Here is a 24,942-nt window from a genome sequence, read left to right on the forward strand (position 1 = left end):
ATTTGCCATAATGATTATCTCTTTTTATCAGCCGTGAACTGCATCCAGGGCCTGGCGGAAATCCGCAATAATGTCTTTTGCTGATTCAAGTCCGACAGCAATACGGATCAGGTTTTCGCCGTTCATCTGAACCAGGGTGTGTTCTTCGCCCAGGCTGGTGGCAATGGTGGTCAGTTTCAGGGAGTTCACAAATTTGCGGCTCACCTGGTCGCGGGTCAGGCCGTGAATATCCTCTTTCAGACGGAAAGAAACGATACCGCCGCCAAGGCCGTTCATCTGAGACTGACACAGTTGATAATGCGGATGGTTTTTCAGTGCCGGGTAGCGGACTTCTTCAATCTCACTCTGAGATGTCAGGAACTCCGCCAGCGCCAGGCCGTTTTCACAGTGTTTTTTCATGCGCATATCGAGGGTTTTCATCCCGCGCATAATCATCCAGGCGTTGTTCGGTGCCAGCGCCGCACCGGTAAAGCAGCATAATCCCGGCCATTTGATCAGCTCGATCAGCTCACGTGAGCCGATAACCGCGCCGCCCAGCGTATCGCCGTGACCGTTCATAAACTTGGTCAGGCTGTGAACCACCAGATCCGCACCCAGTTCCAGCGGGCGTTGCAGGATCGGCGTACAGAAGGTGCTGTCAACAATCAGCAGGCTTTTGTTCTGATGGGCAATGTCCGCCACCGCGCGGATATCCACCAGCGCCAGAGACGGATTCAGCGGGCTTTCCACATACACGATCTTTGTCGCCGGTTTCATGGCAGCGCGGATATTGTCGCTGTTCGTGGCATCAACAAAGGTGATTTCCACACCGAATTTTGCCAGCAGTTCAGTCATCAGCAGGCGGGTGTGGGAGAAGATCCCGTCAGCACTGACAATATGATCGCCGGTTTTCACCAGTGACAGCAGGGTTGAGGCAATTGCCCCCATACCGGATGCGCTGACAATCGCGCTGTCCGCCCCTTCCAGCATCGCCAGTTTGCTTTCCAGCTCGGTCAGGTTCGGGTTGCACTCGCGGCTGTAGACATAGCCCCATGTCCGGCACAATTCTTCGAAATGCTCCACAGAATGCGCCGCAAATGTGGCGGTCTGGTAGATAGGACTGGCCAGCGCGCCGGTGGCCGGATCCGGTGAATGACCCTGGTGGATCAGTTTGGTTTCCAAATCATAATCAGTATTTTTTTGCACAACAGACTCCTCATGAGATCAGCATTCTGATCCGCATGTCATCATTTATTATCATTAGTGAGTTCGGGTTGCTGATTCAGGATCAGCGGGGGTAATAGTGTGGCGGTAACGACCTTTTTAACCATTGCTGTAATGTGGATAACTATAGACTCTCCAGTTACTATAGAGTCAATTCAGAGATAGTAGATATGCATCACAAAACGGGTAATTATACGGTGGATAAAAGCAAAACAGGCTGAGGAATATCAGCCTGTTTCTGTATTGAAAGCATTTATACCTGTAGCAGAAGGAGAGTTTTATACCAGGCAGCGGGTATCAATTTCACGCCGTTTCACTTTAATCTGGATTTCCGTCAGCAGCTGACGCTGATCATTGGTGGAAAGCGGGTCAATCACCGGGATTTCATACATCATGTCATCCACCGGAATGCGTTTGTATTCCGCATAGTCCGTCAGCGCTTTAAATGCTGCCGTATTTTCGCTGTAAGGCCCCTGATACATCAGGCAGATAAATTCACCGTCGGGAATTTCTGTAATTTTATCCTGCACCTGCGGATTAAACAGGTCGCGCTCAACAATCACAAAACTGTTCAGATAATGCACCTGCTGTGTGGCCAGAAATTCCTCACGGGAGACCAGTCCACTGACGCCGCCGTAGAAAATAGAAATGTTTTCCTCGAGGATATTGGCAATCTGCCGCCGCGAGAATTCCATGGTCTCCTCAAAGCTCAGACCCGGCTCATAATTCATCGATAAAATATGACGGCGCGGAATATAACGGCGGGTAATTTTGCCGATGCTCTCAGTATCAATCCCTTTTTCCAGGGTCTCTTTTTTGGTGGAGAGGACTTTTTTAATCAGCTCGAGCTCGCGGATTTTCTCATCCACCACGGAAATTTTCCGGGTCAGCAGGCTGAGGATCTGCGTATCACTGTCTTCCAGGCGGTGTTTGATCTCTTTCAGCGGCATACCGAGATATTTCAGATATTTAATAATATCCAGCTGAGAAAACTGATCGATCGTGTAATAGCGGTAGTTACTTTCCTGGTCGACATACACCGGGCGGAACAGCCCCAGCTGGTCATAATAACGCAGTGTCTGAATGCTGATTTTATGGAGCTTTGCCATCTCACCGATGGAAAAATATTTCGCCATATTGTGCCGCCTCTGATGACCTTCTCAGGAATTAACCGGCGGCACAATAACGGAAACAAGGGGGATGACGCAAGGCGTCAGATCACACTCCCGGCGGTTCGCGGGAGACACTGTTGCGTTCCATATAGAGTGTCCTGCTCGGGAAAGCAAAGTCCGCACCGTTGCGGTGTACGATATCAATAATCTTCAGATACACCGCCTGCTGTGCCGCCAGCCACTCCGCCCAGACCGTGGTTTTGGTAAAGCAGTACACCATGATATTGAGGGCAGAATCACCGAATTCATCAAAATAGACCAGTAATGTCTGGTGCTGATCAATACTGCTCTCCGCTTTCAGCATAGCCCGTATTTCACTGACAATCTGCGAAATCTTCTCCGCATCCTCATAGCGCAGCCCGATGGTGGTTTTGATCCGCCGGTTAGTCATGCGTCCCGGGTTTTCCACACTGATGGAGGAGAACAGCGAGTTCGGTATATAGAGCGGACGGTGGTCGAAGGTAATGATTTTGGTGATACGCCAGCCGATTTCCACCACCGTGCCCTCAATCTGCCGGTCAGGTGAGCTGACCCAGTCACCGATTTTAAACGGACGGTCAAAATAGAGCATGATGCCGGAAAAGAGGTTGCTGAGAATATCTTTCCCCGCCATACCGATAGCAATACCGCCGATACCGCCGAAGGTCAGCAGGCCGGACAGGCTCATGCCGAAGTGTTCGCCGTAAAACAGGAACACCACGATCACAATCAGGATTTTCAGCACGCGGGAAACAATATGCGCCGACGTGATATCGCTGCCGCGTTTGATCTGCGCGGCGGCCAGGCGGTTTATCATCAGGAACAGCTTGCGGATCAGCATCAGCACGATCAGTGTGGTGCAGATCATCCCGACCGTATCTGCGGTGATAAAGCGCCACTGAAAATGGTCAATTCCCTGCTCAACAAAATCGCCAAGGATAATCACCCCCAGCGCCCACATGATAAACTGGGAAACATGCACTAATGTGGCATGCTCGCCCTTTTCCCGTTTGCGGTTATAAATCATCAGCCCGCCGGAACCGAGCAGACACAGCACCAGCACAATCAGGCTGAGCACATTATTGGAGAGAAACTCTTCGGTAATCACGATAACTCCTTAGTATTATCCTCTCCTTCTAACGGATTTTGCCCGGAAACTCAATTTATCCCGCCGTAAATTCCTCATCATCCACCGGACGGTTCAGAATCTGGGCACCGGCTCCCAGAGCGCCGAGCTTATCTTCCGGGTTACGCAGCGGACAATCGGTCAGAGACAGACAACCGCAACCGATACATTTATCAAATTCATCCCGCAGCCGGGTGAGGCGGGTGATCTTCTCATCCAGATAACGGCGCACCCGTGACGACAGAATGCGCCACTGTTCTGATGTCAGCTTACTGTTGACCGGAAACTGGCTGAGCACCGCCTGAATCTCTTTCAGCGGAATCCCGGTACTCTGCGCCGCCTTGATAAACGCCACATAGCGCAGCACCACCGACGGGTAACGCCGCTGGTTTCCCTGATTGCGGGTACTGGTGATCAGCCCTTTTTCCTCATAAAAATGCAGCGCGGAGACGGTCACACCGCTCCGTTTAGCCACTTCCCCCACCGTCAGCACCCGGGCGGAATCGATCGGTTTTCCGGCATTTTTCATGGTGAATGTTCCTTTCGTGTTATTCCGGCATCCGGAGTGTTGACCTCAACTTAACCTGAGGTTTTATAGTCCGACGGCATTCCGGTGTCAAATATCCCGGTTCTTTTTATTTTTTAATGCCGTTTTATGGCTTTTTGTAAGGGGTGACAGTGATGAAGAAAAAGTATGTGATCGGTTCCGCGGCTGCCGCGGTGATCCTGGCCGGTGCAGCCGGTACTTATGTAATGGCCTCCGGGCAGGATGATACCGCGGACGGACAGTATGTTATGCCGCCGGTACAGGTTGCGCTGGCACCGGTTGAGGAAACCGGGCTGAACCGGACACTGGCCGGGGTCGGAGAACTGGAGGCCGCCCGCCAAGTACTGGTGGCACCGGAAACTGCGGGGCGTATTACGGCTATCCGTTTTGTCTCCGGTGATACAGTCAAAGAAGGTCAGCCGCTGGTGCAGCTCAATGATGCTATCGAACAGGGAGAGCTCGCGAAACTGCAGGCACAGCTGCGCAATACCGAGCAGCTTCATAACCGGACCACACAATTATTCAGTAAAAATATGGTGGCTGCCGCCCAGGTGGATAATACCCGCGCAGAACGGGATATGGCACGGGGGGCTATCCGGCAGACACAGGCGCAGATCGCACAAAAAACAATCCGTGCGCCTTTCTCCGGCACACTCGGGATACGTCAGGTTCATGAAGGTCAGTATGTTCAGGCAGGTGATCCTGTCGTCAGTCTGATCAACGCCGACACACTGAAAATCAACTTTTCACTGGATGAGCAGGCTGTTCCTCAGCTCTATACCGGGCAGCCGGTCACCGTGCTGGCAGATGCCTGGCCGGGTGAGACTTTCTCCGCAAAAATTGTGGCCGTCGATCCCCTGATCGATAAATCCCGGACAGTGCGGGTTCAGGCGGAACTGCCGAACCATGACGGCAGACTGAAAGCCGGTATGTATGCAGGCGTGCAGGTTTCGCAGAAAGAAGCCTCCAGGGTACTTGCGGTGCCGGAAACTGCGGTAACTTACAGTGCCTACGGCGATACGGTGTTTGTGGCTCAGAAAAGTGAGGATAACCGGCTGATTGCCCGCCGTACTGCGGTCAAAACCGGGAAACGCTGGGACGGCAAAACAGAAATTACGGAAGGGCTGACCGCCGGTATGCAGGTAGTGACATCCGGCCAGCTCCGGTTATCTGACGGCAGCCCCATTATACAGAGTGACAACGACACGCTGGCTGCCGCGCAGACAACCGCATCCCGGAGGAAGTGATGACTTTTACTGATATTTTTGTCAGACGTCCGGTGCTGGCGCTGGTTGTCAGCGCCCTGATTGTGCTGCTCGGGCTGTTTGCATTAAGTAAATTGCCGATCCGTCAGTATCCGATGCTGCAAAGCTCGGCTATCACCATCACCACCAGCTATCCGGGAGCATCCGCTGAGCTGATACAGGGTTTCGTTACCCAGCCGATTGCTCAGTCTGTCTCTTCCGTGGAGGGGGTGGACTACCTCACCTCCTCTTCTGTACAGGGGCAAAGTACCGTGACCGTACGGATGGAACTGAACCGTGATCCGACGGCAGCCCTTGCCCAGGCAATGGCCAAGGTAAACCAGGTACGCTATAAACTGCCGGAGCAGGCATATGATCCGGTGATTGAATTATCATCCGGGGAATCCACGGCGGTCGCCTATATCGGTTTTTCCGGCGGTGATATCGGACTGCCGGCGCTGACTGACTATCTTTCCCGTGTGGTTGAACCGCAGTTCTCTGCGATTGAGGGAGTATCCAAAGTACAGGTTTTCGGCGGACAGACGCTGGCAATGCGGCTGTGGCTGGATGCGGAACGCCTTGCCGGACGCGGCCTGACAGCGGCTGATGTTGCGGATGCCGTACGGCGCAATAACTACCAGGCGGCTCCCGGCAAGGTCAAAGGCGAGTTTGTGATAGCCAACGTATATGTGAATACCGATCTGACCAGCGTCGATGAGTTCCGCGACATGGTGATCCACAGTGACGGCAACGGTCTGGTCCGGCTGAAAGATGTGGCAACCGTCGAACTCGGTGCGGCATCAGCCGAAACCAGCGGCCTGATGAACGGCGAATCTGCGATTTATCTGGGTCTTTTCTCCACGCCGTCCGGTAACCCGCTGGTCATTGTTGACGGTATGAAAAAGTTACTGCCGGGGATCGAAAAAACGCTGCCGCCGGGTGTAAAGGCAGAGATGGCCTTTGAAACCGCCCGTTTTATTGAAGCCTCCATTGATCAGGTAATGCAGACACTGCTGGAAGCGCTGGCGATCGTGATCGCGGTGATCTTCCTGTGTCTCGGCTCCCTGCGCAGTGTGCTGATCCCGGTACTGGCGATCCCGCTCTCCATGCTGGGCGCGGCAATTATCATGCTGGCGGCCGGTTTCAGTATTAACCTGCTGACATTGCTGGCGATGGTGCTTGCTATCGGCCTTGTGGTGGATGATGCCATCGTGGTGGTGGAAAACGTCCACCGCCATATTGAGGAAGGTAAATCACCGGTGCTGGCGGCGCTGATCGGTGCCCGTGAAGTTGCGGGACCGGTCATTGCCATGACCATTACTCTCGCGGCAGTCTATGCGCCAATCGGTCTGATGTCCGGACTGACCGGCGCACTGTTCAGAGAGTTTGCCCTGACACTTGCCGGTGCTGTGATTGTTTCCGGTATTGTCGCGCTGACGCTGTCACCGGTCATGAGTTCCTTTATGCTGAACGCCGGACAGAATGAAGGCCGGATGGCGGCGGGTGCAGAGTATGTTTTCAGCTCACTGGCTGCGGGCTACGGCCGGCTCCTGAATTTTTTACTCGATCACCGCCGGATCACCGGCCTGTTTGCTGTCGCCGTCTGTATCAGCCTGCCGCTGCTTTACCAGCAGGCACAGCAGGAGCTGGCACCGGCAGAAGATCAGGCCAGTATTCTGACCGCCGTCAAAGCACCGCAGCATGCCAATCTCGCCTATGCCGAGCGTTTTAACCAGCGGCTGCATGAGGTCATGATGACACTGCCGGAAAGTGACAGCACGTGGATTATCAACGGCACGGATGGCCCGTCTGCCAGTTTCGGCGGGATCAACCTGTCTGACTGGTCAGCCCGTACCACATCCGCAGCACAGGTTCAGCAGTCACTGCAACAGGCGGTCAGTGAAATAGAAGGCAGTCAGATATTTGTCTTCCAGCTGCCGCCGCTGCCGGGGTCAGCCGGTGGCCTGCCGGTGCAGATGGTACTGCGCAGCCCGCTGGGTTATCCGGTACTGTATCAGGCGATGGAGGACATCAAACAGCAGGCTCGGGAGAGTGGTTTATTTATGGTAGTTGACAGTGATCTCGATTACAACAACCCGGTCGTGCAGGTGAAGATCAACCGTGAAAAAGCGAATAGTCTGGGGATCCGCATGAGTGATATCGGCGAATCACTGAATCTGCTGGTCGGGGAGAACTATATTAACCGCTTCGCGATGGATGGCCGTTCCTATGATGTCATTCCGCAGAGCACCCGCGAACAGCGCCTGACACCGCAGGCACTGGAGCGCCAGTATGTGCGTACCCGGGATAATCAGCTGATCCCGCTTTCTGCCATTGTGACAATCAGCACCACGGTCGAACCGAATAAACTGACCCAGTTTGATCAGCAGAATGCGGCTGTTTTTCAGGCAATACCGGCCCCCGGTGTCACGCTGGGTGAGGCGGTGAATTTCCTGGAGCAGGCCGGACAGGCGCTGCCGGCCGGGTTCAGTTATGACTGGCAGTCAGACGCCCGGCAGTTCAGACAGGAAGGAAATACGCTGATGTTTGCTTTCGCGGCGGCACTTATCATTATTTATCTGGTGCTGGCTGCACAGTATGAGAGCCTGACAGATCCGCTGATTATTCTGATCACCGTGCCGTTGTCGGTTTGCGGTGCCCTGCTGCCGCTGGCACTCGGCTATGCGACACTCAATATTTATACACAGATAGGATTGGTGACATTGATCGGGCTTATCAGTAAGCACGGTATTCTGATGGTGGAATTTGCCAATGAACTCCAGATGCATGAAAAGCTTGATCGCCGTCAGGCCATTATCCGCGCCGCACAGATACGTCTGCGTCCGGTACTGATGACCACGGCCGCCATGGTGATAGGGCTTATCCCGCTGCTGTTTGCTTCCGGTGCCGGTGCCAACAGCCGTTTCGGTCTGGGTGTGGTAATTGTATCAGGGATGATGGTCGGAACACTCTTTACTCTGTTTGTTCTGCCGGCCGTCTACACCCGGCTCGCCCGTGATCATTCCGGTATGAATGCCACGGAACGCAGCCGGGCATTACAGGCCGCAGAGAAAGCGCTGAAACAAGGCCTGTAAACCGGCTGATTAATACAGAAAAGGGATAACTGAACGGTTATCCCTTTTTATTTATTTAAACTGCACATCCGGAACTGTTGTGACTTCTGCTTCGTTTTCGACGCTGAAGTTGGGTTTAGCGGTGTATCCCATATAGTTTGCAATAATCACGGCCGGGAATTTCCGGATAGTGGTGTTGTATTCACGGACGCTTTCGATATAGCGGCCGCGCGCAACGGCGATCCGGTTTTCGCTGCCTTCCAGTTGTACCATTAAGTCGCTGTAGAGTGCGTTACTTTTCAGATCCGGATAGCGTTCTGATACTGCCAGCAGACGGGAGAGCGAGGAGCCGAGTTCAGTCTGCGCCTGCTGGAATTTGGCGAGCAGTGCCGGGTCATTCAGGTCAGTGACATTGATATTCATCTGTCCGACTTTTGCCCGTGCATTCACCACATCCTGCAAGACCTGACGTTCAAAGTCAGAGGAAGCCTGCACGGTTTTCACCAGGTTCGGGATCAGATCCGCGCGGCGTTTGTACTGGTTGAGCATTTCAGAGGCGGAGGCGGTCACCGCTTCGTCCTGTGTCTGGATGCTGTTGTAATTGGAGACCAGCAGTACGCCGACCAGCACCACCACACCCAGTAATCCGATAATCAGTTGTTTCATCGTATTTTCCTTATCTCAGTGGCGACTATTATTCAGGCAATCCGCCGGGGATTCAAGATAAGGATGAAAGGTAAAAACCGGAGTTCCGGTATCTGAAACAGACAGAGCCGGGGATTACGGTGCCTGCAGATCTCAATACGCTAAATCATTCCGTTCAGAGCAAGGCGGCAAATGAAGGGGCACGGGGAGCATACATCAGTATGTGACCCGGGACACTGAGTGCGACCAACGCGGCTATGGACGGAAGGATGACGCGTATACGTTAAATCATTCCGCTCAGAGCCAGGCAGCAAAGTGAGAACATCCGGGGAGCATACATCAGTATGTGACCCGGATGGGCGAACGAAGTCAACGCCGCTATGGGCGGAAGGATGACGCGTATTTACCAGGCCCGGACAGCATCGCCCTTATAAACCTCATCGGCCTTTTTCAGCACCTCATCACTCTGGAATGCCGCGACCAGTTTTTTCAGCTTCTCATTGTCTTTATCTGCTGCTCTGACCACAATCAGGTTCACATACGGGGAATCTGCACCTTCCATAAACAGTCCGTCACGGGCGGCGGATAATCCGACCTGAGATGAGAAGTTATTGTTGATAATGGAAAGATACACATCCGGATCATCCAGTGTACGTGTCAGTTGCGGGGTATCGATTTCCGCAAACTTCAGTTTCTTCGGATTTTCGATGATATCCAGCGTGGTCGGCAGATAACCGACACCGTCTTTCAGTTTAATCAGCCCCTGAGCCTGCAACAGCAGGAGACTGCGGCCGAGAGTGGTGGCTTCGTTGGAGATAGCCACTGTTGCGCCGTCCGGCAGTTCGGCTGCGGATTTGATTTTTTTCGAGTATGCCGCTATAGGGAAAATAAAGGTTTTACCAATGACTTCAAACTGATAGCCGCGTTCTTTGCTTTGTGCCTCATAGTACGGCACGGTCTGGAACGCATTGGCATCCACATCATTGTTGCGCAGTGCTTCATTCGGCAGGACATAGTCATTGAAGGCGATAACATCAACATCCAGCCCCTGCTTCTCTTTGGCCACTTTGACCACTTCTTCCCAGATAGCCTGATCCGGCCCGGTGTTAATCGCTACTTTCAGTGGTTTTTCATCATCATTCTGCGAGCAGGACACCGTCAGTAATGTCGTGCAGGCGAGCAGTGCCGATACAATAATTTTTCTCATACTATCTCCGGAACATATTGTTATGGTTATATTTTATTGACTAATAATATTATTTCGCACTGTCCAGTGCCGCACTGATATCCGCCAGGATGTCATCAATGTGCTCAATACCGATAGATAGCCGGATCATGTCCTGTGATACCCCGGCACGGGCCAGTTCGGCTTCATTCAGCTGACGGTGAGTGGTGGTCGCCGGATGGCAGGCCAGGGATTTTGCATCACCGATATTGACCAGGCGGACAATCAGTTTCAGGGCATCGATAAACTTCGCTCCTGCTTCTGCCCCGCCTTTGATACCGAAAGACATAATGGATGCCGGCGTGCCTTTCACGTATTTTTTCGCCAGTGCATGTTCCGGACTATCCGCCAGACCCGCGTATTTCACCCAGGCCACCTGCGGGTGTTGTTGCAGGTATTCCGCCACACGCAGGGCGTTTTCGGTATGGCGCTCCATGCGCAGCGCCAGTGTTTCAAGTCCCTGTAAAATCAGGAAGCTGTTAAACGGCGACAATGCCGCGCCGGTATTACGCAGCGGCGCCACACGGCAGCGGGCGATAAATGCCGCCGCACCGAAGTGTTCGCTGTAGTTCACACCGTGATAGGAAGGATCAGGGGTGTTCAGTACCGCAAAGCGCTCCGCATGTTGCTGCCACGGGAATTTGCCGGAGTCGATAACAATTCCGCCGAGCGATGAGCCGTGTCCGCCGATATATTTGGTCAGTGAATGCACCACGATATCCGCACCAAACTCAATCGGGCGGCACAGCGCCGGAGAAGCAACGGTGTTATCCACAATCAGCGGAACACCGTGGCGGTGGGCGATGTCCGCCAGTTTTTCAATATCCGCGATATGCCCCGCCGGGTTGGAAATGGTTTCGCAGAAAACCGCTTTGGTATTGTCATCAATCAGCGATTCCAGTTGTGCGAAATCGTCATGGTCAGCAAAACGGACATCGATGCCGATGCGCGGAAAATTATGCGCAAACAAATTATACGTACCACCGTAGAGTTTGGAGACACTGATAATATTGTCACCCACCCCGGCCAGGGTCTGGATAGCATAGGTGATCGCCGCCATGCCCGATGCTACCGCCAGCCCGGCAACTCCGCCCTCCAGTGCTGCCACGCGCTGCTCCAGCACATCATTGGTCGGGTTCATGATGCGTGAGTAGATATTCCCCGCGACTTTCAGATCAAACAGATCCGCGCCGTGCTGCGTGTCATCAAAGGCATAGGATGTGGTCTGATAGATAGGAACCGCGACAGATTTGGTGGTCGGATCCGGTGAGTAACCGGCATGGACAGAGAGCGTTTCAAGTTTCATGTGTTCTTCCTTACCGCACAGGTGAATATTTTTATTTAGACGTCCAGACGTTTAGACATTCCTTTCTTATACCGGTATTCCCCGCAGAGATCAAAACGGAAGTGGTAAAACAAGATGAATTTTCTTCATGATGAGAGCAAATATGAAAAAAGACGGTCATCACTGACCGGCTCAGGCCGTTGACAAACCCGCAGGGGTTGGCGACGACCGATAACACAAAGCAGGGAAAACCACGTTTTATCCTGCTTTGTCAGCAATATCAAAGCCGCTGTCAGAAGCGGCTTTGGTCTATCGCGGGGCAAAATCAGATCTTCATATTATTAAGCAGATTCTGCGTTGTACTTTTGCGGTTCTCCAATTCACTGGTCAGCATATCCAGCAGTTTTTTCTGAAACGCTTTCTGGTCATCTGATACTTTATTATGAGTTGACATGGCGTTGAGCAGGACATCTTTCCTGACACGGACCACTTCCGCATCCCCCTGCGACCGGGTTCCCATTGCCGCAATCGGCTGGGAAGCAAGCTGCCCGAGAGATTGTGACAAACCGGATATAGCCTGCCCGGCAAGGCCTTTCGCCGATAATACGCCAGGATTCGCCGCGTCAATCCCTTTAATCGACATACTGCCGCCAACGACAGCAACCGCAACTGATACAAACGCCCCGGCAACCGCCGCTGCAACCTGATAATCGGCTTCTTTATATTTCAGATCTTTTAAGAGTACTGCCTGCTGCACAGCCTGCTTTTCTAACGTATTCCGTCGCGCCTGCTGATTAATCGCATCAAGCAACAAAACATAGCATAATTCAATGATAATATTCATACGTTTACTATCATAGTCATTTAACAGTACAGGTAATACATGCTGCGAAAATGGTCTGATGACCTCTTCCGCTGTTTTACCGGCCGGCGTTTCCTGCTGAAAATATTGACTATCAGCAACTGACTGAACTATTCTTTGATTAATCTGATTAACCGGCAGTGCCGATTTTTCTTTTACAATAACAACATTCTCAGGTACATAACCCGAAGATGAAATATTGATATTATCGCTATTATTTGAAATGTTCATCTTAATTCCCTTTGTAAATTAAACAGCTAATTGCCCTTGCTGTATTATTGATTTCATTCTCTGGAAAGATTCATTACCGCATTTGCTTAGTTTTTCATTTAGCGCGATGAGCTCTTTGTGTGATTCAGAAAAAGTCTCCATTATCTGATTCATCATTTCTGTTATTCTGTCCAGAAATTCCAAATCAAGATCCATATCTGCCCGCAACCGTGCCGCATCAGCCTGCAATAATGCATTCGTAACAGAACTGGCGCTATTTATAAATGTTGACACCATCATGACATTAATCAGTATGGTTTGTATCTGAGCGAAAGCACTCTTTATTGCTGTCTGCATTGCTTCTGATGCAAAACTACCTATAGCTTTTCCCGCAATTGAGCCAACCGCTGACGCCGCCGCTATAAATAATGCAGCCACGGCCACAACGGCCAGTACCATAGCGACAATCTCCATCGTTTTTTCCAGCTTTTTCAGTTCTTCCGGTGATTTTCCTTCTAATTTACCAATAAACATAGCAACATCTTTAATAAACTTCTGAACCGATTCTATCAGTTTCATCGCCGGCTCCATGATTTTTGCCATAATATCCGGGCCACCGGCTGCTTTTACAACTTCAGTGATCAGAGTCATCACAACAATAACGGCTGCCAGGGCTTTGGCCAGTAATCCGCCGGTCAGTGCTGTTAATACTGACATAATGGCAATCAGCAATGGCCCCAGCCATTTAAACAAGGCCTGCAACCGTTCTGCTTTTTTTATTTTCTCTGCTATATCAGCGGCATCTTTATCTGTTTTGGTCTGCAATGCCAACTGTTGTACCCGGGCTAACTCCCGGTCATTTTCCAGCTTCTTTTGAGCCATCTGATCACGTAAATCAGCCAGTTTCCCCATCAATACTTCAAGCGAATTATTATACTCAATCGTATTTTTATTATTCATATTGACCAGTGATTGTGCTGCAGACAGGCAATCTCTTGCTGAAGCTAACGTTTCTGCTGTATTATGCAACAGTACTGACTCTGATTTCAGTAAAACTAATTCATCAGGATCTATTATCCACTGTTGTTCTTTTACTTTTGGCAGACTGATAATATCATTCAGCAACTTCTTAATTAAACTTGTTTTTTCTTTGCAGTCCCCTACGTTATCTGACATAATTTTCAGAATATTACCAAAACCAAGTTTATTGTAAAAATGAACAAGGAATTCTTTTTTATCACTGACATTGACATCTTCACCTCCGGTAAAAAACAACCGGATATCGTCATAATCTTTATTATTATCATTGATGATATTATAGTAATACTCTGATATATCATTAACCCTGACAGATAATACATTAAAATACTTTATAATATCTTTATCTAACTCAGATTCCTGCTGCGGAGACCAGATATTTTTTAAAATGCTACTGTTAATATTATTATTTATACCTGAATTTTTAACCTGCTCACCCAAAAGGTCATCAGATAACCGGGCAAACAGTTCATTAATTGACATCCTTTTTGCTGATGTTTTACCGCTATTTTGTTTACCTGTCTGCTGTCCGTTAAGCTGTGGCTTTGTTTTTTTACTGTTTTCCCGGCTATATCTCTCACCCAATTCCTCAACGATTTTTTCAGACAAAGATATCTCCTCTGATTGGTTAACAACCTTGCTTTTTTCTGTTTCATTTATTTCTCCGGATAAAGCACCGGAAGTGATTAATTGCGCTGATTTAATCCCTGATACATCCATGTATTCACCTTTATTTTAAATCCGTAAAAAACCTTTTAATTCCTGAGTCAGTTCGCTGATCATGGTGGTAATGACTCTGAGCATATTATCGTAATTACTATTGATCGTATTATATCGCTGAGAAAATTCATCAAGGGTCATTTGCAGTTCTTTCTTAATCCCATCAATAATGGTATTATAGGAATTAATTTTCCCCTGATCTAAATTCCACTCTTCATTTCTTCCTGATACGGCTGTTTTAAAATAACTGTTATTTAATTTATCATTAAAGTAATCACTGGTTTTTTTTAATGCATCCTCATACAAAGAAGATACCGATGAGTAGTCATCATTAATATTATTAAACTTTTTTAATTTATCCATTGACTGATCAAAAAAAGAATTTATTTCATCAAAATCTTCTTTTTTGATAGAAAAATCAAGCCATCTGAATAATGCCTCGGGCATTACCATAACGTCAACCATTCCGGTTATCTTTACCAGATTGCCATCACGATCTGTTTCTGTATTTATTTTTTTTATTACCCCGGTGCCTGATACCGGTTTTCTCATTACGGAAAAGAAATATTCCATTTTTTTTATAGCATCACTATAAATAACATTAGAATCAATGAGTTCGCCATCAACATAAATTGAACAGTTATTTACCCCATTCTTTGTATCTATTTCAAATCGCCCTTTATATATTGAGCAATCTTTTCCCGCATCGTTTTTTAAGTCACCTGTCACGGGATAAAATTTCATTAATGCCATATGCAGATCATAGTAAAATGCATTTTGTCTGAACTTTGTTTTTTTACCGTCATCTATTACACCGGCAGAATACTCACCATACGAGCTTAGTAATTTCGACAGTGTTTTATAAAATTCCGTATACTGACTAAATCCATCCCGGTAACATTTAACACTTAAATCATGTCCATACTTAGATGCAACATCCATTTTGTCAACAAAATAACCAAAGGTGACCATCTCTTTTTTTAAAAAATAATACTCCATAGATTCTTGTATATCTTTTATTTTATGTGAAGCTTCACTTTCATGAGATAACATGAGTTTTGAAAATTCGGGTCTTTTTATTAATTCATTATATTTACCCAGCTCTTGGAGTGCTTGTTCTTCTGTTGTTGCCGGATTTGACAAAATTACACTTATGTTATTTAATTCATTATAGAAATATGAAAGCAATTCACTATCAGTTGACACCTCCGCCAACTGCAATTTTTCTTGCATTCCGGAAACCTGAGAATGTGTATCCTGTGCCACAGGTAAAAAATTATAATAGTTATTTACATTCATCGCTCACTCTCCAACATTGATATATAATGTAATGATTGCTCTCTTTCATTTTCATTGCATGCCATTGAGATACATTGCCTGAAACCCGACATTGCCAAATCTTTCTCCCCGGAAAACAAATAACACTGGCCAATGTAAAAATAACAGGATGCATTATCTTCATTCAGACTGATAGCCAAAGAATAGAGATTAATTGCTTTCTGATATTGTTTCTGAACCTGCTTTACCGCTGCCAGCCCGAGTAAATAATCAATATTGCTGAAATCGTAAAGGCACAAAGATCGGAAAATTTTTTCAGCCTGCTCAATCAATCCTTTATCATAATAATCACAGGCCAGAGAATAAACATTACTGAAATCATGCTCTTTATTATTTTTAAAAAGATCAGAAAATGAGCCATTTTCCAGGTAAGAAAAAATTTGCTCCATAAGCGACTTTATATCTGAATTAATACTATCATCCATAATAGTTTTCCTTAATAATATCCGATTATCAAGTCAGACAATACTATCTGACGCCACTGATAATCACTTTCATAAAATGCGCCTCAGTCACCCTGCTGATGCATGTGCTGTTGTTCAGTATCAGCGAGAGCCGCCTGCTCTGCGTCATTCAGCCACAATAAAAGATCGAGAAACTTATCCAGTTCATCATCAATTATGGTGTCAAAGACATGGTATTTCCGGAATAGCGTCCGCGCCAGGCGGATATCCCGGGCTACCGGCACCCTGTGCTTTTCAGCATAGCGGCGGACCGCCAGTGCATATGTGCCCTTCTCTTTTACTGTAATCAGCGGCATAACGCCATTTTCCGGGTCAAGATAGATAGCGACGGCAATGTGTGTCGGGTTAACCACCACCACATCCGAGTTCTTTATCAGCGCTTTGGTTTCCGCATTCAGCAATTCCCGGTGCTGCTGTTTACGGGCAGATTTTATCTCCTGATTCCCCTCACTGTTTTTATGCTCCTGTTTAACTTCATGCTTTTCCATCTTCATGTCATTAAAAAAGAAAAAATATTCAACGATGTAATCAATCACCAGTAATGGCATCAGCATCAGAATAAAAATAGCGATATAGCGGCCGGTGAAATACAAAAAACCGTTACCGGCGTCAGAAAAAGGTGATGTCATTAACTGATAAATATCACCGGTATACAGCGATATAAATACATAGCCCGCCGATAAATATACAATAAGTGAGATCAGGGCTTTGACCAGATTTTTCAGCGATTTTTTGGTAAAGATCCGTTTAAATCCGGCGATGGGATCAATTTTCTTTAAATCAAATTTAATCGCTTCCGTTGCGATAGCAAAACGGGTCTGCATCAGGGAAATAAAGCTGACACTCACGCCGCATAATATAATCAGCGGTAACACCATCTGAAAAAAGATATCCGATAACATCTGTATATAAACAGAGAGAGACAGATGGTTCACATTGCGTAATACCGTCTGATAAAAACGGGAGAATGCGGTCCAGTCGGCAACATAAAGCAGGTATGCGATACCCGCCGCATAACCGGTCGTGGAGAGCAGTTCTTTATATTTGAATGCATTCCCTTTTTTCGATTCATCCTTCAGTTTTTTACTGGTGGGTTTTTCGGTTTTTTCAGCCATCGTTCCCCCTCAGAAATTGTGTGACAGGGAATGTATCAAACAGCAGCGTAACATCCGTTACCGTTGTGCTGCGAAACAGCAGCAGCGTCAGCAGAAAGGCAATAATGCTCTTTATTGAAAGCGACAGTGAAAACGGATTAAGCTGCGAATTATACAATGCCAGAATGCCCAGGCTGACCTCAGAAATGAATAAGATAATCAGTACCGGCATACAGAACAGCAAAGAGAGCGACAGGCTGTTTGTCAGCCAGTGAAACAGCGGTGCATAATGGATTTCCGTCAGTAATGTGCCCGGCGGCAACAAACGAAAACTATCCTGAACAGACGCCATCAGTAACACCAGGCCGTCATTGAGCAGAAAAAAAGAGACCGAAAACAAGTTCATAAAGGTAGAGAACGGAGATGCATCCGTGCCGGTTGTCGGGTCAGCGGTATCACTGATATTCGCACCGCGCTGGTTATCGATATATTCACCGAAAGCAGCAAAAATAAAAAACGGTGTACTGTAAACCAACCCCATCACCGTGCCGGTAATCATTTCACTCAGTATGCTGACCACCGAAAATTCTGCCGGGCCGTGTTCATTTCCGCTGAGGCACAGAGCCGTGAGAAAGACGATAATACCCCGTGTGGTACGACTGAGGATAAATTTATCATTCAGAAACGGCAGGAAAGCGAACGCCGCAAATAACCGCACACTGCTGAGCAATGCGCCCTGAAACAGCTCATGAGCCCAGGAGAATAACGGCACCGTGGATTAACCTGCCGCCGTTGCGCTGAGCGCCAGTGAGAACATTTCGCGGGCATAACTGAGCATCGAATCCCCCAGCCAGGTAAGCTGCATTAAGATACAGACAAACACGGCGATCAGCTTCAGCCCGAAGGGCAATGTCTGCTCCTGGATTTGTGTGACGGTTTGCAGCAGGCCGACGGTCAGCCCCACGACAGTCGCCACACTCACCGGCAGCAGCGATAACATAATCACCAGATAAATTCCTTTATCTGCAGCATAAATAGCATCCATGTTAAATATCCATCAGATCGAGATACTGAGAGACCAGACTGGTCGATAACAACGACCAGCCATCCAAAGCAATAAATAAGATCAGTTTAATCGGCACCGAGAGCGTCACCGGACTCATCATCATCATCCCCAGCGCCAGCAGAACACTGGATACCACAAGATCGATCTCGATAAACGGCAGATAGAGGTAGAAGCTGATCAAAAATGCGGATTTAATTTCCCCCAGCGCATAGGCTGCCAGCAAAGGGAAAAATGCAATATCACGGGCATCCGTCAGTTCCGGATCGGCGTCTTCATCAACGCCGGTTTGCGCAAAAAAATGCAGAAGGGGCTTGTCCGCATAACGGAACAGATAGTCCCGGTAATCCTGTAAGCCTTCATCCGCAAAACGCGACACTGATTCCGGCTGAGATAATTCCACCGGATTTTCGGCAACATAGGCATAGGTTTGACTGACCAGGGGGAACATCACCACCATTGCCAGAATAAACGCAACCGCATTGAGCACCATATTTGACGGCACCTGCTGCACTCCCAGGGCGTTGCGCACCATCACAAAGACAATGGAAAATTTAAGGTAGCAGGTTCCCGCCGCCAGAATAAACGGCAGAACCGATGCCGCTGCCAGCATCAGCATCATTGAAACAGCGCTGTCAGTCATCATTTACCCTTCTGAAAGATATGATGAATTTCCACGGCGTATTGCTCCCCGATACGCACCAGTTCCCCCTGTGCAAAACGCTGCCCGCTGATTTCCAGCGTGATCAGGTGATGATCCGCCGCCGGCAGCGCCAGTTTATCGCCCGGTTGCAGCGCCATCAGTTCTGATAGCGGAAACACCCTGCGGTACTGCAAAAAATCCACCTGAACCGGCACTCTGCGACTGTCAAAAAGGGTGGTTTCCGGCGGGGTTACCGGCGCTTCCGGAACTATTCCCCGTTCAGTGATAACTGTCTCGTCCTGCTCCTGCTTCAGTGTCATCTGAAAATAGCCTCCTGCTCTCAGAAACCGCTGGTTTTGTGTAATGAAAAAGATATCGCCTTCATTGATTTGCTGAATCACACCGGTAAATGTCCGGGTTGAACCCATATAAATGCCGGCATTCACCGGAACAGAAAAATCTGCTGTCAACGGCATGCCGGTAATATCAAACCTGCCTTTTGCCCCGATCAGACAGAAATCAATACCGTTCCCGCTGAATGCAAGCCTGCGTGTGATATTCGCCGCCGGAATGACGGTACAAAGTTCAGGGAAATAACATTCCGGTGAAAAGAAAGGCAGCCTGATCGCTTTTTTATGTTCATTAATCAGTTCAGACAAATAATGTTCCGGAATAATTTCCCACGGAATGGTATTTTCCCCAATCAGATAATGAAGAAGAGATTCAACATCAATTAAAACATCCAATGTATTCTGTGTATTAATCAGATGACAATGAATGACACGCCCATTAATCTCTTTTTTTCCGGAAGGTAACAACTCAGGTAATCCATTGCCTGACATGCATCATAATACATTTATTTTTTTCCGTTTATACTATATCAACACCATCAATTCCATTTATCGTTTTCAGTCGCCGGCTAAGCGTTTCTGAACCGGCTTCCAGTTTAAATCGCCCCGGCTTTTCCCGGTAAATAAACACCGGTTCAGGTGGCTGATATTTCTGCCTGAAATGATAAGAACAATAATAATCAGGTCTGCCACTTTCAGGGGCAGCCTGATTTTTTCCGGTATAGCCGATAACCTGAGCGTTTTTTTCCTGCGCCCCCTTTTCCTGCTCATAATACTGTAACGTGAGACTCTTTTTCTCCGGTGTGCCCCCGGAAAGCCGGAAAACCGGATATTCCGGTAATGCCGGTGTCATATCGGCTGTCGGCATGCTTTCTGTCTCCGGGATGCTTTCTGCCTCCGGCATGCTTTCTGCCTCCGGGATGTTTTCTGCCTCCGGCATGCTTTCTGCCTCCGGCATGCTTTCTGCCTCCGGGATGTTTTCTGTTCCCGGTGTGTATTCTGCCACCGGCATGTATTCTGCCGCCGGTGTGTCTGCGGATTCCCGGATGTTTTCTGCCGTACTCCTTTCTGCTGCCATACTTTTGGGTTCTTTTGCAGAAGTCACATTTTCCGGATGCGCATCAGGGCGTTTATCTGCCGGATTTTTACATAAAAAATAGTCAGGGATCGTATTCCGGCATGTTGTATTTTTTATATTTTTTGCTGATGAAAATAAAGTCAAAATAGTATCATTTTTGCCACAGAGATGATAACCACCGTCTTTCATCCCCGGAATAAAACATAATAAATCATCACTGTAATATTTATCATCATAATATTGAATAGATGAGCAGATTGCCAAAAAATCATTATCACACTGCCTTTTTTCTTTTCTTTTTATCATCACTGACAATAAATCGGCCACCTGTTTATTCACCCTCTCCGTACAAAAGCCGGACTCAGGCGCACTGTAATAACATTCAATATTCACCATGGCTCCTCGTTTATATTTATAAAACAAATTTATCGCTTGCTGTATTGTTCAAACTTAATAACTTTCTTCTTCAGATTGTTTATCGTTTTATTACTTTTATCGATATCATCTGCGATTTTCGCCAGCAAAAGGGATGACTCATCCACCCGGACGCGGATATCCGGGATTTGTTTACGATATATTGCCTGTTTACGGCGACGTTCATTCAACGCGATATAAGATAATAATCCGCAGCATTCAAACTCATGAATTTGCTGTTCTAATCCTTTGATTAACAACAGCAGTTTCTCTTTATTTTCCTGTTCCTGCCGATAGCGCTGATGCAGTTGTGCCAGTGCGGCCTGTACACAGCGCTCTTTCAGGCTGAAGTGTGCGATCAGTTGCTGTAATTCATTGCGTGAGCTGTTCAAGTAACCTGCCTGTTTCATCCGCCGCAACGGATTCCGCCGGTGACTGACACAAAAAATGGCGCATCGGCAAAGTGAGCTCAACGGCTTTATCACTCTCCGCATTCAGTCCGGGTTTATATTCCCCGAGCTCCACCAGCAGTTTCAGCTCATTCTGTTTCGCCAGCAGTGCCCGGAAACGCCCTGCTGCCGACAAATGCGGTGGTGAAACAATCTGCGACATCACACGGCTGATACTGGCCGGGATATCGATCGCCGGATAGTGATTCTGCATCGCCAGCCGCCGGGAGAGGTAAATATGCCCGTCGAGAATGGAACGCACTTCATCACCGAAGCCGTCCGGCTCATTTTCACTGTCAAGCAGTACAGTATAAAAAGCCGTAATCACCCCGCTTTTTGTCGCCCCGGGGCGCTCCAGCAGTGCCGGTAACTGCTCAAATACCGATGCCGGATACCCCAGCCGGACAGGAACTTCCCCGGCACTGAGCGCCACATCCCGCAGTGCCCGCCCGTAGCGGGTCAGAGAGTCAACAAACAGCACCACCTCTTTCCCTTCATCACGGTAATATTCCGCCAGTGACGTTGCCACCAGTGCCGCATTACAGCGATCAACAGCCGGTTTATCAGAGGTGGAGCAGACCAGGATACACTTAGCGGCCTGCGGGCTGTTGCGCAGTTCATCAATCAGTTCCGTCACTTCCCGGCCGCGCTCACCAATCAGCGCTATCACAAAAATATCGGCTTGTGCATGCGCAATCAGCATATTCATCAGCACCGTTTTACCGCAGCCTGCACCGGCAAAGATCCCCAGCCGCTGACCTTTTCCGCAGGTCAGCAGGGCATCAATGGCTTTCACACCGGTCGGCAGAACCTCCGTGATGCGCTGCCGGGAGAGCACATCCGGCGCTTGCGCGCAGACAGGGCGGGTGATAGTCCGGTTATCCTGCTGTGTTATCTCACTCAGACGGGCCAGGATATTACCGGACGGATCAATCACCGAGCCCGGGATCTGCGGTGTGAATGTCGGTGTTACTGCACGGCCTGTCGGCGCGATAACTGTTGTCAGCGTCAGTCCGGTTGCCTGCCCGATCAGGCTCAGCAGGGTGTAGTGTTCATTAAACCCCACCACCTGAGCACGTCCGAGCAGGACACGACAGGTGAGATCCTGCCATAACAAGCAAATTTCCCCGATAAAAACATCCGGCAGCGGGGCTTCCAGGTAATACCCGCGGATATGCACCGGAAATGCCCGCTGACTAAGCAGTGCCGCCAGCATGATCAGCCTCTGAGGATCAGCGTATGACACTGCTGACTGAGGCGGACAAACTGATCCAGCGCCTGTACAAAGGATTCCGCATCACTCACTGCACTGTGACTGAAGCAGCCGACCAGCTCTGCGCCGTTATCCGTCTGACGCAGTGCCGGTGAACCCGGATAAAACAGTGCAGCCGGTTCTTCTGTCAGAATATCCAGCAATCCGCCTTTGACCTCCGGCAGCAATGCCGGTAAATCCGCCGGCAGCGGTGCCCAGATAACCGGATATTCATCCACCACCGCAATATGAATCACCTGCTGTTCACCCAGCGATAATGAAATGGTTGAGTGATTATCAAGAGAACTGCCTTCCGGCACCAAATCCCCGCGTCCGATCAGTTTCATTCCTTCTGTTACCAGTGTTGCAAGATCCATCTTCAGTTTCCTTTTTATGACATTAAACAGAATCAATCACCGACACCTGTGCCGACGGGACAATTTCAGAAAATGACAGCACCGCTATTCCCGGATAGTGCATTTCAGTCAGTTTCCGGACAAAACGACGGACATCCATGGCCGTCAGTAACACGATATCCCGCCGGTGGTGCAGCGGTGTCATGACCAGCGCCAGCGCATCATAAAAATGATCCAGCTGTGCCGGTTCGAGATTAATAAATGTGCCGCCCGCTGACTGGCGGACCCCCTGACGGATCATCTCCTCCAGCGGGTTTGACAACACAACCGCCTGCAATACCTGATTACAGGCAAAATGTGCTGAAATATAACGGGCAAGCTGGCTGCGGACATGCTCAACCAGTACCAGCGGATCTTTTTCTTTCTGACCCCACTGCACCAGCGCGCCGAGAATAATTTTGATGTTACGGATGGATATCTGCTCAGCAATAAGCCGCTGAAAAACATCGGCAATTCTCTGCACAGATAAATAGCGGTAACACTCTTTCAGCAGTTCCGGATATTTATTTTCCACATTATCCAGCAGCGTTTTGGTTTCCTGAATGCCCAGCAGTTCCTGAATATTTTGTGTCATTATCCGGCTGAATTCGCTGAAAAATACCGTAATACCGTGTTCTGTCTCCATGCCGGCGGCCCGGCAGGCTTCATCGTGCTTTTTATCCGTCCAGATCGTTTTTTCCCCGCCTTCCTGATCAATACTCTCAGATTCAATATTCAGTGAATCAAGAGCACCATTGATTTCAGTGATCCGACAGCGATCCGGATAGCTGTAAATAACCCCGGATTGAATTTCATTGATTAACACCACGGCTTTATGTTCCGGTATTTCGCGGCTGTAATTGATAATGACAGCGGGCAAAAAGAAACCGTAACGGAAGGCAAACTCCTCCTGCAGCCACGCTGTCATGTTTTGTTTTTCAAACAACACCTGATAACGGTGATGAAGTGTGATGATAAGCGGAATAGCTTCGTTATTTTCCGCCGTCAGCCCGCGCGGCGAAAAATCATCCGCAGACGACACAGATACTGCCTGAGAAAGAGTGTCAGTGCGGGTTTGTGCCGGATCAGAGGTCTGCTTCTGCTTATTTTGTCTGAGCCGCATTCCGTAAAACAACATCAGTCCGGCCGCCAGCAGGCCGAAAACACCCGCCGGAAATCCCGGCAGCATCCCCATACACAGTGCCAGTATCGCGGTGACAATCAGGGTAAAGTCGTGGGAAAACAGCTCACTGACAATATTGGCCCCTAAATTTTGATTGGTACCGCTGACCCGGGTGACGATAAACCCGGCACTGATAGCAATCAGCAGCGCCGGGATCTGCGCCACCAGGCCATCTCCGATCGTCAGCAACGTGTAAGTGCTGAGTGCCTCACTGAACGGCATCGACATTTGCGCCACACCAATGCCGATTCCACCGGCAAAATTCACAAAAATGATGACAATACCGGCGATCGCATCCCCTTTGATAAACTTCATCGCACCGTCAAACGCGCCGTACATCTGGCTCTCCTGCTCCAGCTCTTTACGGCGTTTACGCACTTCTTCGTTATCAATCAGGCCGGATTTCAGATCGGCATCAATACTCATCTGTTTGCCGGGCATACCGTCAAGAGAGAAACGTGCCGCCACTTCCGCCACCCGCTCCGAGCCCTTGGTGATAACAATAAACTGCACCACGGTGACAATGGCGAAAATAACAAAACCCACCACAATATTTTCGCCGATAACAAATTCACCAAATGACTGAATGATATTCCCGGCGTCCGCATCCAGCAGGATCAGGCGGCTGGTGCTGATCGACAATGCCAACCGGAACAGCGTGGTGATCAGCAGAAGTGCCGGAAAAGAGGTAAATCCCAGAATCCGGGTGATATAGAAAGAGAGCAGTAACATCAGGATAGAAATGACGATGTTCAGCCCGATGAGAAAATCGACCAGCATTTTCGGCAGCGGAATGATCAGCATGGCAATGACCATCACCATAATCAGCAGTACCGCGATCTCCGGCCTGCTTTTCACTGCATTGATAAAAGTTGTCAGCATAGCAATC

General features: G+C 48.8%; 23 protein-coding genes. 2 read left to right on the forward strand and 21 right to left on the reverse strand.

The features are described from left to right. Positions 1-27: 27 nt before the first annotated feature. From N7387_RS03490 to soxR, 4 genes are all read right to left on the reverse strand, one after another. Positions 28-1,185 (reverse strand): aminotransferase class I/II-fold pyridoxal phosphate-dependent enzyme, encoded by a 1,158-nt coding sequence (locus tag N7387_RS03490; protein WP_279796931.1) that lies wholly within the window; start codon positions 1,183-1,185, stop codon positions 28-30. A 296-nt stretch (positions 1,186-1,481) separates the two neighbouring features. Beyond that, a complete protein-coding gene (locus N7387_RS03495) occupies positions 1,482-2,339 on the reverse strand; it encodes a MerR family transcriptional regulator (RefSeq protein WP_262860140.1) in 858 nt (285 codons plus the stop codon). 82 nt (positions 2,340-2,421) lie between these two features. Further along, positions 2,422-3,381: a mechanosensitive ion channel family protein gene (locus N7387_RS03500; protein ID WP_279797008.1), complete on the reverse strand. Its 960-nt coding sequence runs from the start codon at positions 3,379-3,381 to the stop codon at positions 2,422-2,424. Positions 3,382-3,517: 136 nt separating this feature from the next. After that, entirely contained in the window at positions 3,518-4,009 is a 492-nt protein-coding gene (soxR, locus tag N7387_RS03505; protein WP_046894693.1) for a redox-sensitive transcriptional activator SoxR, read from the reverse strand. A 152-nt stretch (positions 4,010-4,161) separates the two neighbouring features. Here soxR and N7387_RS03510 point away from each other — a divergent pair, with 152 nt between their 5' ends. Both N7387_RS03510 and N7387_RS03515 read left to right on the forward strand, forming a co-directional pair. Further along, a complete protein-coding gene (locus N7387_RS03510) occupies positions 4,162-5,274 on the forward strand; it encodes an efflux RND transporter periplasmic adaptor subunit (RefSeq protein ID WP_279796936.1) in 1,113 nt (370 codons plus the stop codon). Next, positions 5,274-8,366, forward strand: coding sequence for a MexW/MexI family multidrug efflux RND transporter permease subunit (locus N7387_RS03515; RefSeq protein ID WP_279796938.1), 3,093 nt, complete (start codon positions 5,274-5,276; stop codon positions 8,364-8,366). The genes N7387_RS03510 and N7387_RS03515 overlap by 1 nt, the downstream gene beginning before the upstream one ends. Positions 8,367-8,417: 51 nt before the next feature. Here N7387_RS03515 and N7387_RS03520 read toward each other — a convergent pair whose 3' ends face one another. The 17 genes from N7387_RS03520 to N7387_RS03600 all read right to left on the reverse strand — a co-directional run bounded on the left by N7387_RS03520 (position 8,418) and on the right by N7387_RS03600 (position 24,935). Continuing rightward, complete coding sequence (locus N7387_RS03520) at positions 8,418-9,011, reverse strand: LemA family protein (RefSeq protein ID WP_262881828.1); 594 nt, start codon at positions 9,009-9,011, stop codon at positions 8,418-8,420. Between the two features lie 382 nt (positions 9,012-9,393). Next, complete coding sequence (locus N7387_RS03525; protein WP_279796941.1) at positions 9,394-10,197, reverse strand: MetQ/NlpA family ABC transporter substrate-binding protein; 804 nt, start codon at positions 10,195-10,197, stop codon at positions 9,394-9,396. A 49-nt stretch (positions 10,198-10,246) separates the two neighbouring features. Beyond that, positions 10,247-11,521 carry a bifunctional O-acetylhomoserine aminocarboxypropyltransferase/cysteine synthase gene (locus N7387_RS03530; RefSeq protein ID WP_279796943.1) on the reverse strand — a complete coding sequence of 425 codons (1,275 nt, stop codon included), beginning with the start codon at positions 11,519-11,521 and terminating at the stop codon, positions 10,247-10,249. A gap of 304 nt (positions 11,522-11,825) precedes the next feature. After that, positions 11,826-12,344: a hypothetical protein gene (locus N7387_RS03535; RefSeq protein WP_279796945.1), complete on the reverse strand. Its 519-nt coding sequence runs from the start codon at positions 12,342-12,344 to the stop codon at positions 11,826-11,828. Positions 12,345-12,611: 267 nt separating this feature from the next. Beyond that, positions 12,612-14,330, reverse strand: coding sequence for a type III secretion system translocon subunit SctE (sctE, locus tag N7387_RS03540; protein WP_279796947.1), 1,719 nt, complete (start codon positions 14,328-14,330; stop codon positions 12,612-12,614). Positions 14,331-14,345: 15 nt separating this feature from the next. After that, positions 14,346-15,629 (reverse strand): hypothetical protein, encoded by a 1,284-nt coding sequence (locus N7387_RS03545; protein ID WP_279796949.1) that lies wholly within the window; start codon positions 15,627-15,629, stop codon positions 14,346-14,348. Then, the gene (locus N7387_RS03550) at positions 15,626-16,093 is read right to left on the reverse strand and encodes a tetratricopeptide repeat protein (RefSeq protein WP_072868954.1); all 468 of its coding nucleotides are present in this window, start codon (positions 16,091-16,093) and stop codon (positions 15,626-15,628) included. The genes N7387_RS03545 and N7387_RS03550 overlap by 4 nt, the downstream gene beginning before the upstream one ends. A gap of 83 nt (positions 16,094-16,176) precedes the next feature. After that, entirely contained in the window at positions 16,177-17,247 is a 1,071-nt protein-coding gene (locus N7387_RS03555) for an EscU/YscU/HrcU family type III secretion system export apparatus switch protein (RefSeq protein ID WP_279796953.1), read from the reverse strand. Then, positions 17,240-17,998: a type III secretion system export apparatus subunit SctT gene (gene sctT / locus N7387_RS03560; protein WP_279796955.1), complete on the reverse strand. Its 759-nt coding sequence runs from the start codon at positions 17,996-17,998 to the stop codon at positions 17,240-17,242. Before sctT ends, N7387_RS03555 begins: the two co-directional genes overlap by 8 nt. Positions 17,999-18,004: 6 nt before the next feature. Further along, complete coding sequence (gene sctS, locus N7387_RS03565; RefSeq protein WP_108656053.1) at positions 18,005-18,271, reverse strand: type III secretion system export apparatus subunit SctS; 267 nt, start codon at positions 18,269-18,271, stop codon at positions 18,005-18,007. Position 18,272: 1 nt separating this feature from the next. Next, entirely contained in the window at positions 18,273-18,935 is a 663-nt protein-coding gene (locus N7387_RS03570; protein WP_279796957.1) for an EscR/YscR/HrcR family type III secretion system export apparatus protein, read from the reverse strand. Then, a complete protein-coding gene (locus N7387_RS03575; protein WP_279796959.1) occupies positions 18,932-19,591 on the reverse strand; it encodes a FliM/FliN family flagellar motor switch protein in 660 nt (219 codons plus the stop codon). The genes N7387_RS03570 and N7387_RS03575 overlap by 4 nt, the downstream gene beginning before the upstream one ends. 211 nt (positions 19,592-19,802) lie before the next feature. Then, positions 19,803-20,360 (reverse strand): hypothetical protein, encoded by a 558-nt coding sequence (locus tag N7387_RS03580; RefSeq protein ID WP_279796961.1) that lies wholly within the window; start codon positions 20,358-20,360, stop codon positions 19,803-19,805. A 425-nt stretch (positions 20,361-20,785) separates the two neighbouring features. Then, positions 20,786-21,166: a hypothetical protein gene (locus tag N7387_RS03585; RefSeq protein WP_279796963.1), complete on the reverse strand. Its 381-nt coding sequence runs from the start codon at positions 21,164-21,166 to the stop codon at positions 20,786-20,788. Then, positions 21,147-22,439 carry a type III secretion system ATPase SctN gene (sctN, locus tag N7387_RS03590; RefSeq protein ID WP_279796965.1) on the reverse strand — a complete coding sequence of 431 codons (1,293 nt, stop codon included), beginning with the start codon at positions 22,437-22,439 and terminating at the stop codon, positions 21,147-21,149. Before sctN ends, N7387_RS03585 begins: the two co-directional genes overlap by 20 nt. Before the next feature lie 2 nt (positions 22,440-22,441). Next, complete coding sequence (locus N7387_RS03595) at positions 22,442-22,852, reverse strand: Type III secretion system protein BsaR (RefSeq protein ID WP_279796966.1); 411 nt, start codon at positions 22,850-22,852, stop codon at positions 22,442-22,444. 22 nt (positions 22,853-22,874) lie between these two features. After that, positions 22,875-24,935 (reverse strand): EscV/YscV/HrcV family type III secretion system export apparatus protein, encoded by a 2,061-nt coding sequence (locus tag N7387_RS03600; protein ID WP_279796968.1) that lies wholly within the window; start codon positions 24,933-24,935, stop codon positions 22,875-22,877. Positions 24,936-24,942 lie beyond the last annotated feature (7 nt).

Source organism: Morganella sp. GD04133 (assembly GCF_029835375.1).
Taxonomy (GTDB): Bacteria; Pseudomonadota; Gammaproteobacteria; order Enterobacterales; family Enterobacteriaceae; genus Morganella; species Morganella morganii_B.

What these genes read in the sequence shown, in the direction of transcription:
- N7387_RS03570 (WP_279796957.1), bottom strand. Translation starts at nt 18,935, where the DNA reads ATGATGACTGACAGCGCTGTTTCAATGATGCTGATGCTGGCAGCGGCA.
- N7387_RS03595 (WP_279796966.1), bottom strand. Translation starts at nt 22,852, where the DNA reads ATGGATCTTGCAACACTGGTAACAGAAGGAATGAAACTGATCGGACGC.
- N7387_RS03545 (WP_279796949.1), bottom strand. Translation starts at nt 15,629, where the DNA reads ATGAATGTAAATAACTATTATAATTTTTTACCTGTGGCACAGGATACA.
- N7387_RS03530 (WP_279796943.1), bottom strand. Translation starts at nt 11,521, where the DNA reads ATGAAACTTGAAACGCTCTCTGTCCATGCCGGTTACTCACCGGATCCG.
- soxR (WP_046894693.1), bottom strand. Translation starts at nt 4,009, where the DNA reads ATGAAAAATGCCGGAAAACCGATCGATTCCGCCCGGGTGCTGACGGTG.
- sctS (WP_108656053.1), bottom strand. Translation starts at nt 18,271, where the DNA reads ATGGATGCTATTTATGCTGCAGATAAAGGAATTTATCTGGTGATTATG.
- N7387_RS03550 (WP_072868954.1), bottom strand. Translation starts at nt 16,093, where the DNA reads ATGGATGATAGTATTAATTCAGATATAAAGTCGCTTATGGAGCAAATT.
- N7387_RS03510 (WP_279796936.1), top strand. Translation starts at nt 4,162, where the DNA reads ATGAAGAAAAAGTATGTGATCGGTTCCGCGGCTGCCGCGGTGATCCTG.
- N7387_RS03525 (WP_279796941.1), bottom strand. Translation starts at nt 10,197, where the DNA reads ATGAGAAAAATTATTGTATCGGCACTGCTCGCCTGCACGACATTACTG.
- N7387_RS03520 (WP_262881828.1), bottom strand. Translation starts at nt 9,011, where the DNA reads ATGAAACAACTGATTATCGGATTACTGGGTGTGGTGGTGCTGGTCGGC.
- sctE (WP_279796947.1), bottom strand. Translation starts at nt 14,330, where the DNA reads ATGGATGTATCAGGGATTAAATCAGCGCAATTAATCACTTCCGGTGCT.
- N7387_RS03580 (WP_279796961.1), bottom strand. Translation starts at nt 20,360, where the DNA reads ATGGCAGCAGAAAGGAGTACGGCAGAAAACATCCGGGAATCCGCAGAC.
- N7387_RS03555 (WP_279796953.1), bottom strand. Translation starts at nt 17,247, where the DNA reads ATGGCTGAAAAAACCGAAAAACCCACCAGTAAAAAACTGAAGGATGAA.
- N7387_RS03535 (WP_279796945.1), bottom strand. Translation starts at nt 12,344, where the DNA reads ATGAATATTATCATTGAATTATGCTATGTTTTGTTGCTTGATGCGATT.
- N7387_RS03515 (WP_279796938.1), top strand. Translation starts at nt 5,274, where the DNA reads ATGACTTTTACTGATATTTTTGTCAGACGTCCGGTGCTGGCGCTGGTT.
- N7387_RS03495 (WP_262860140.1), bottom strand. Translation starts at nt 2,339, where the DNA reads ATGGCGAAATATTTTTCCATCGGTGAGATGGCAAAGCTCCATAAAATC.
- N7387_RS03500 (WP_279797008.1), bottom strand. Translation starts at nt 3,381, where the DNA reads ATGATTTATAACCGCAAACGGGAAAAGGGCGAGCATGCCACATTAGTG.
- sctN (WP_279796965.1), bottom strand. Translation starts at nt 22,439, where the DNA reads ATGCTGGCGGCACTGCTTAGTCAGCGGGCATTTCCGGTGCATATCCGC.
- N7387_RS03600 (WP_279796968.1), bottom strand. Translation starts at nt 24,935, where the DNA reads ATGCTGACAACTTTTATCAATGCAGTGAAAAGCAGGCCGGAGATCGCG.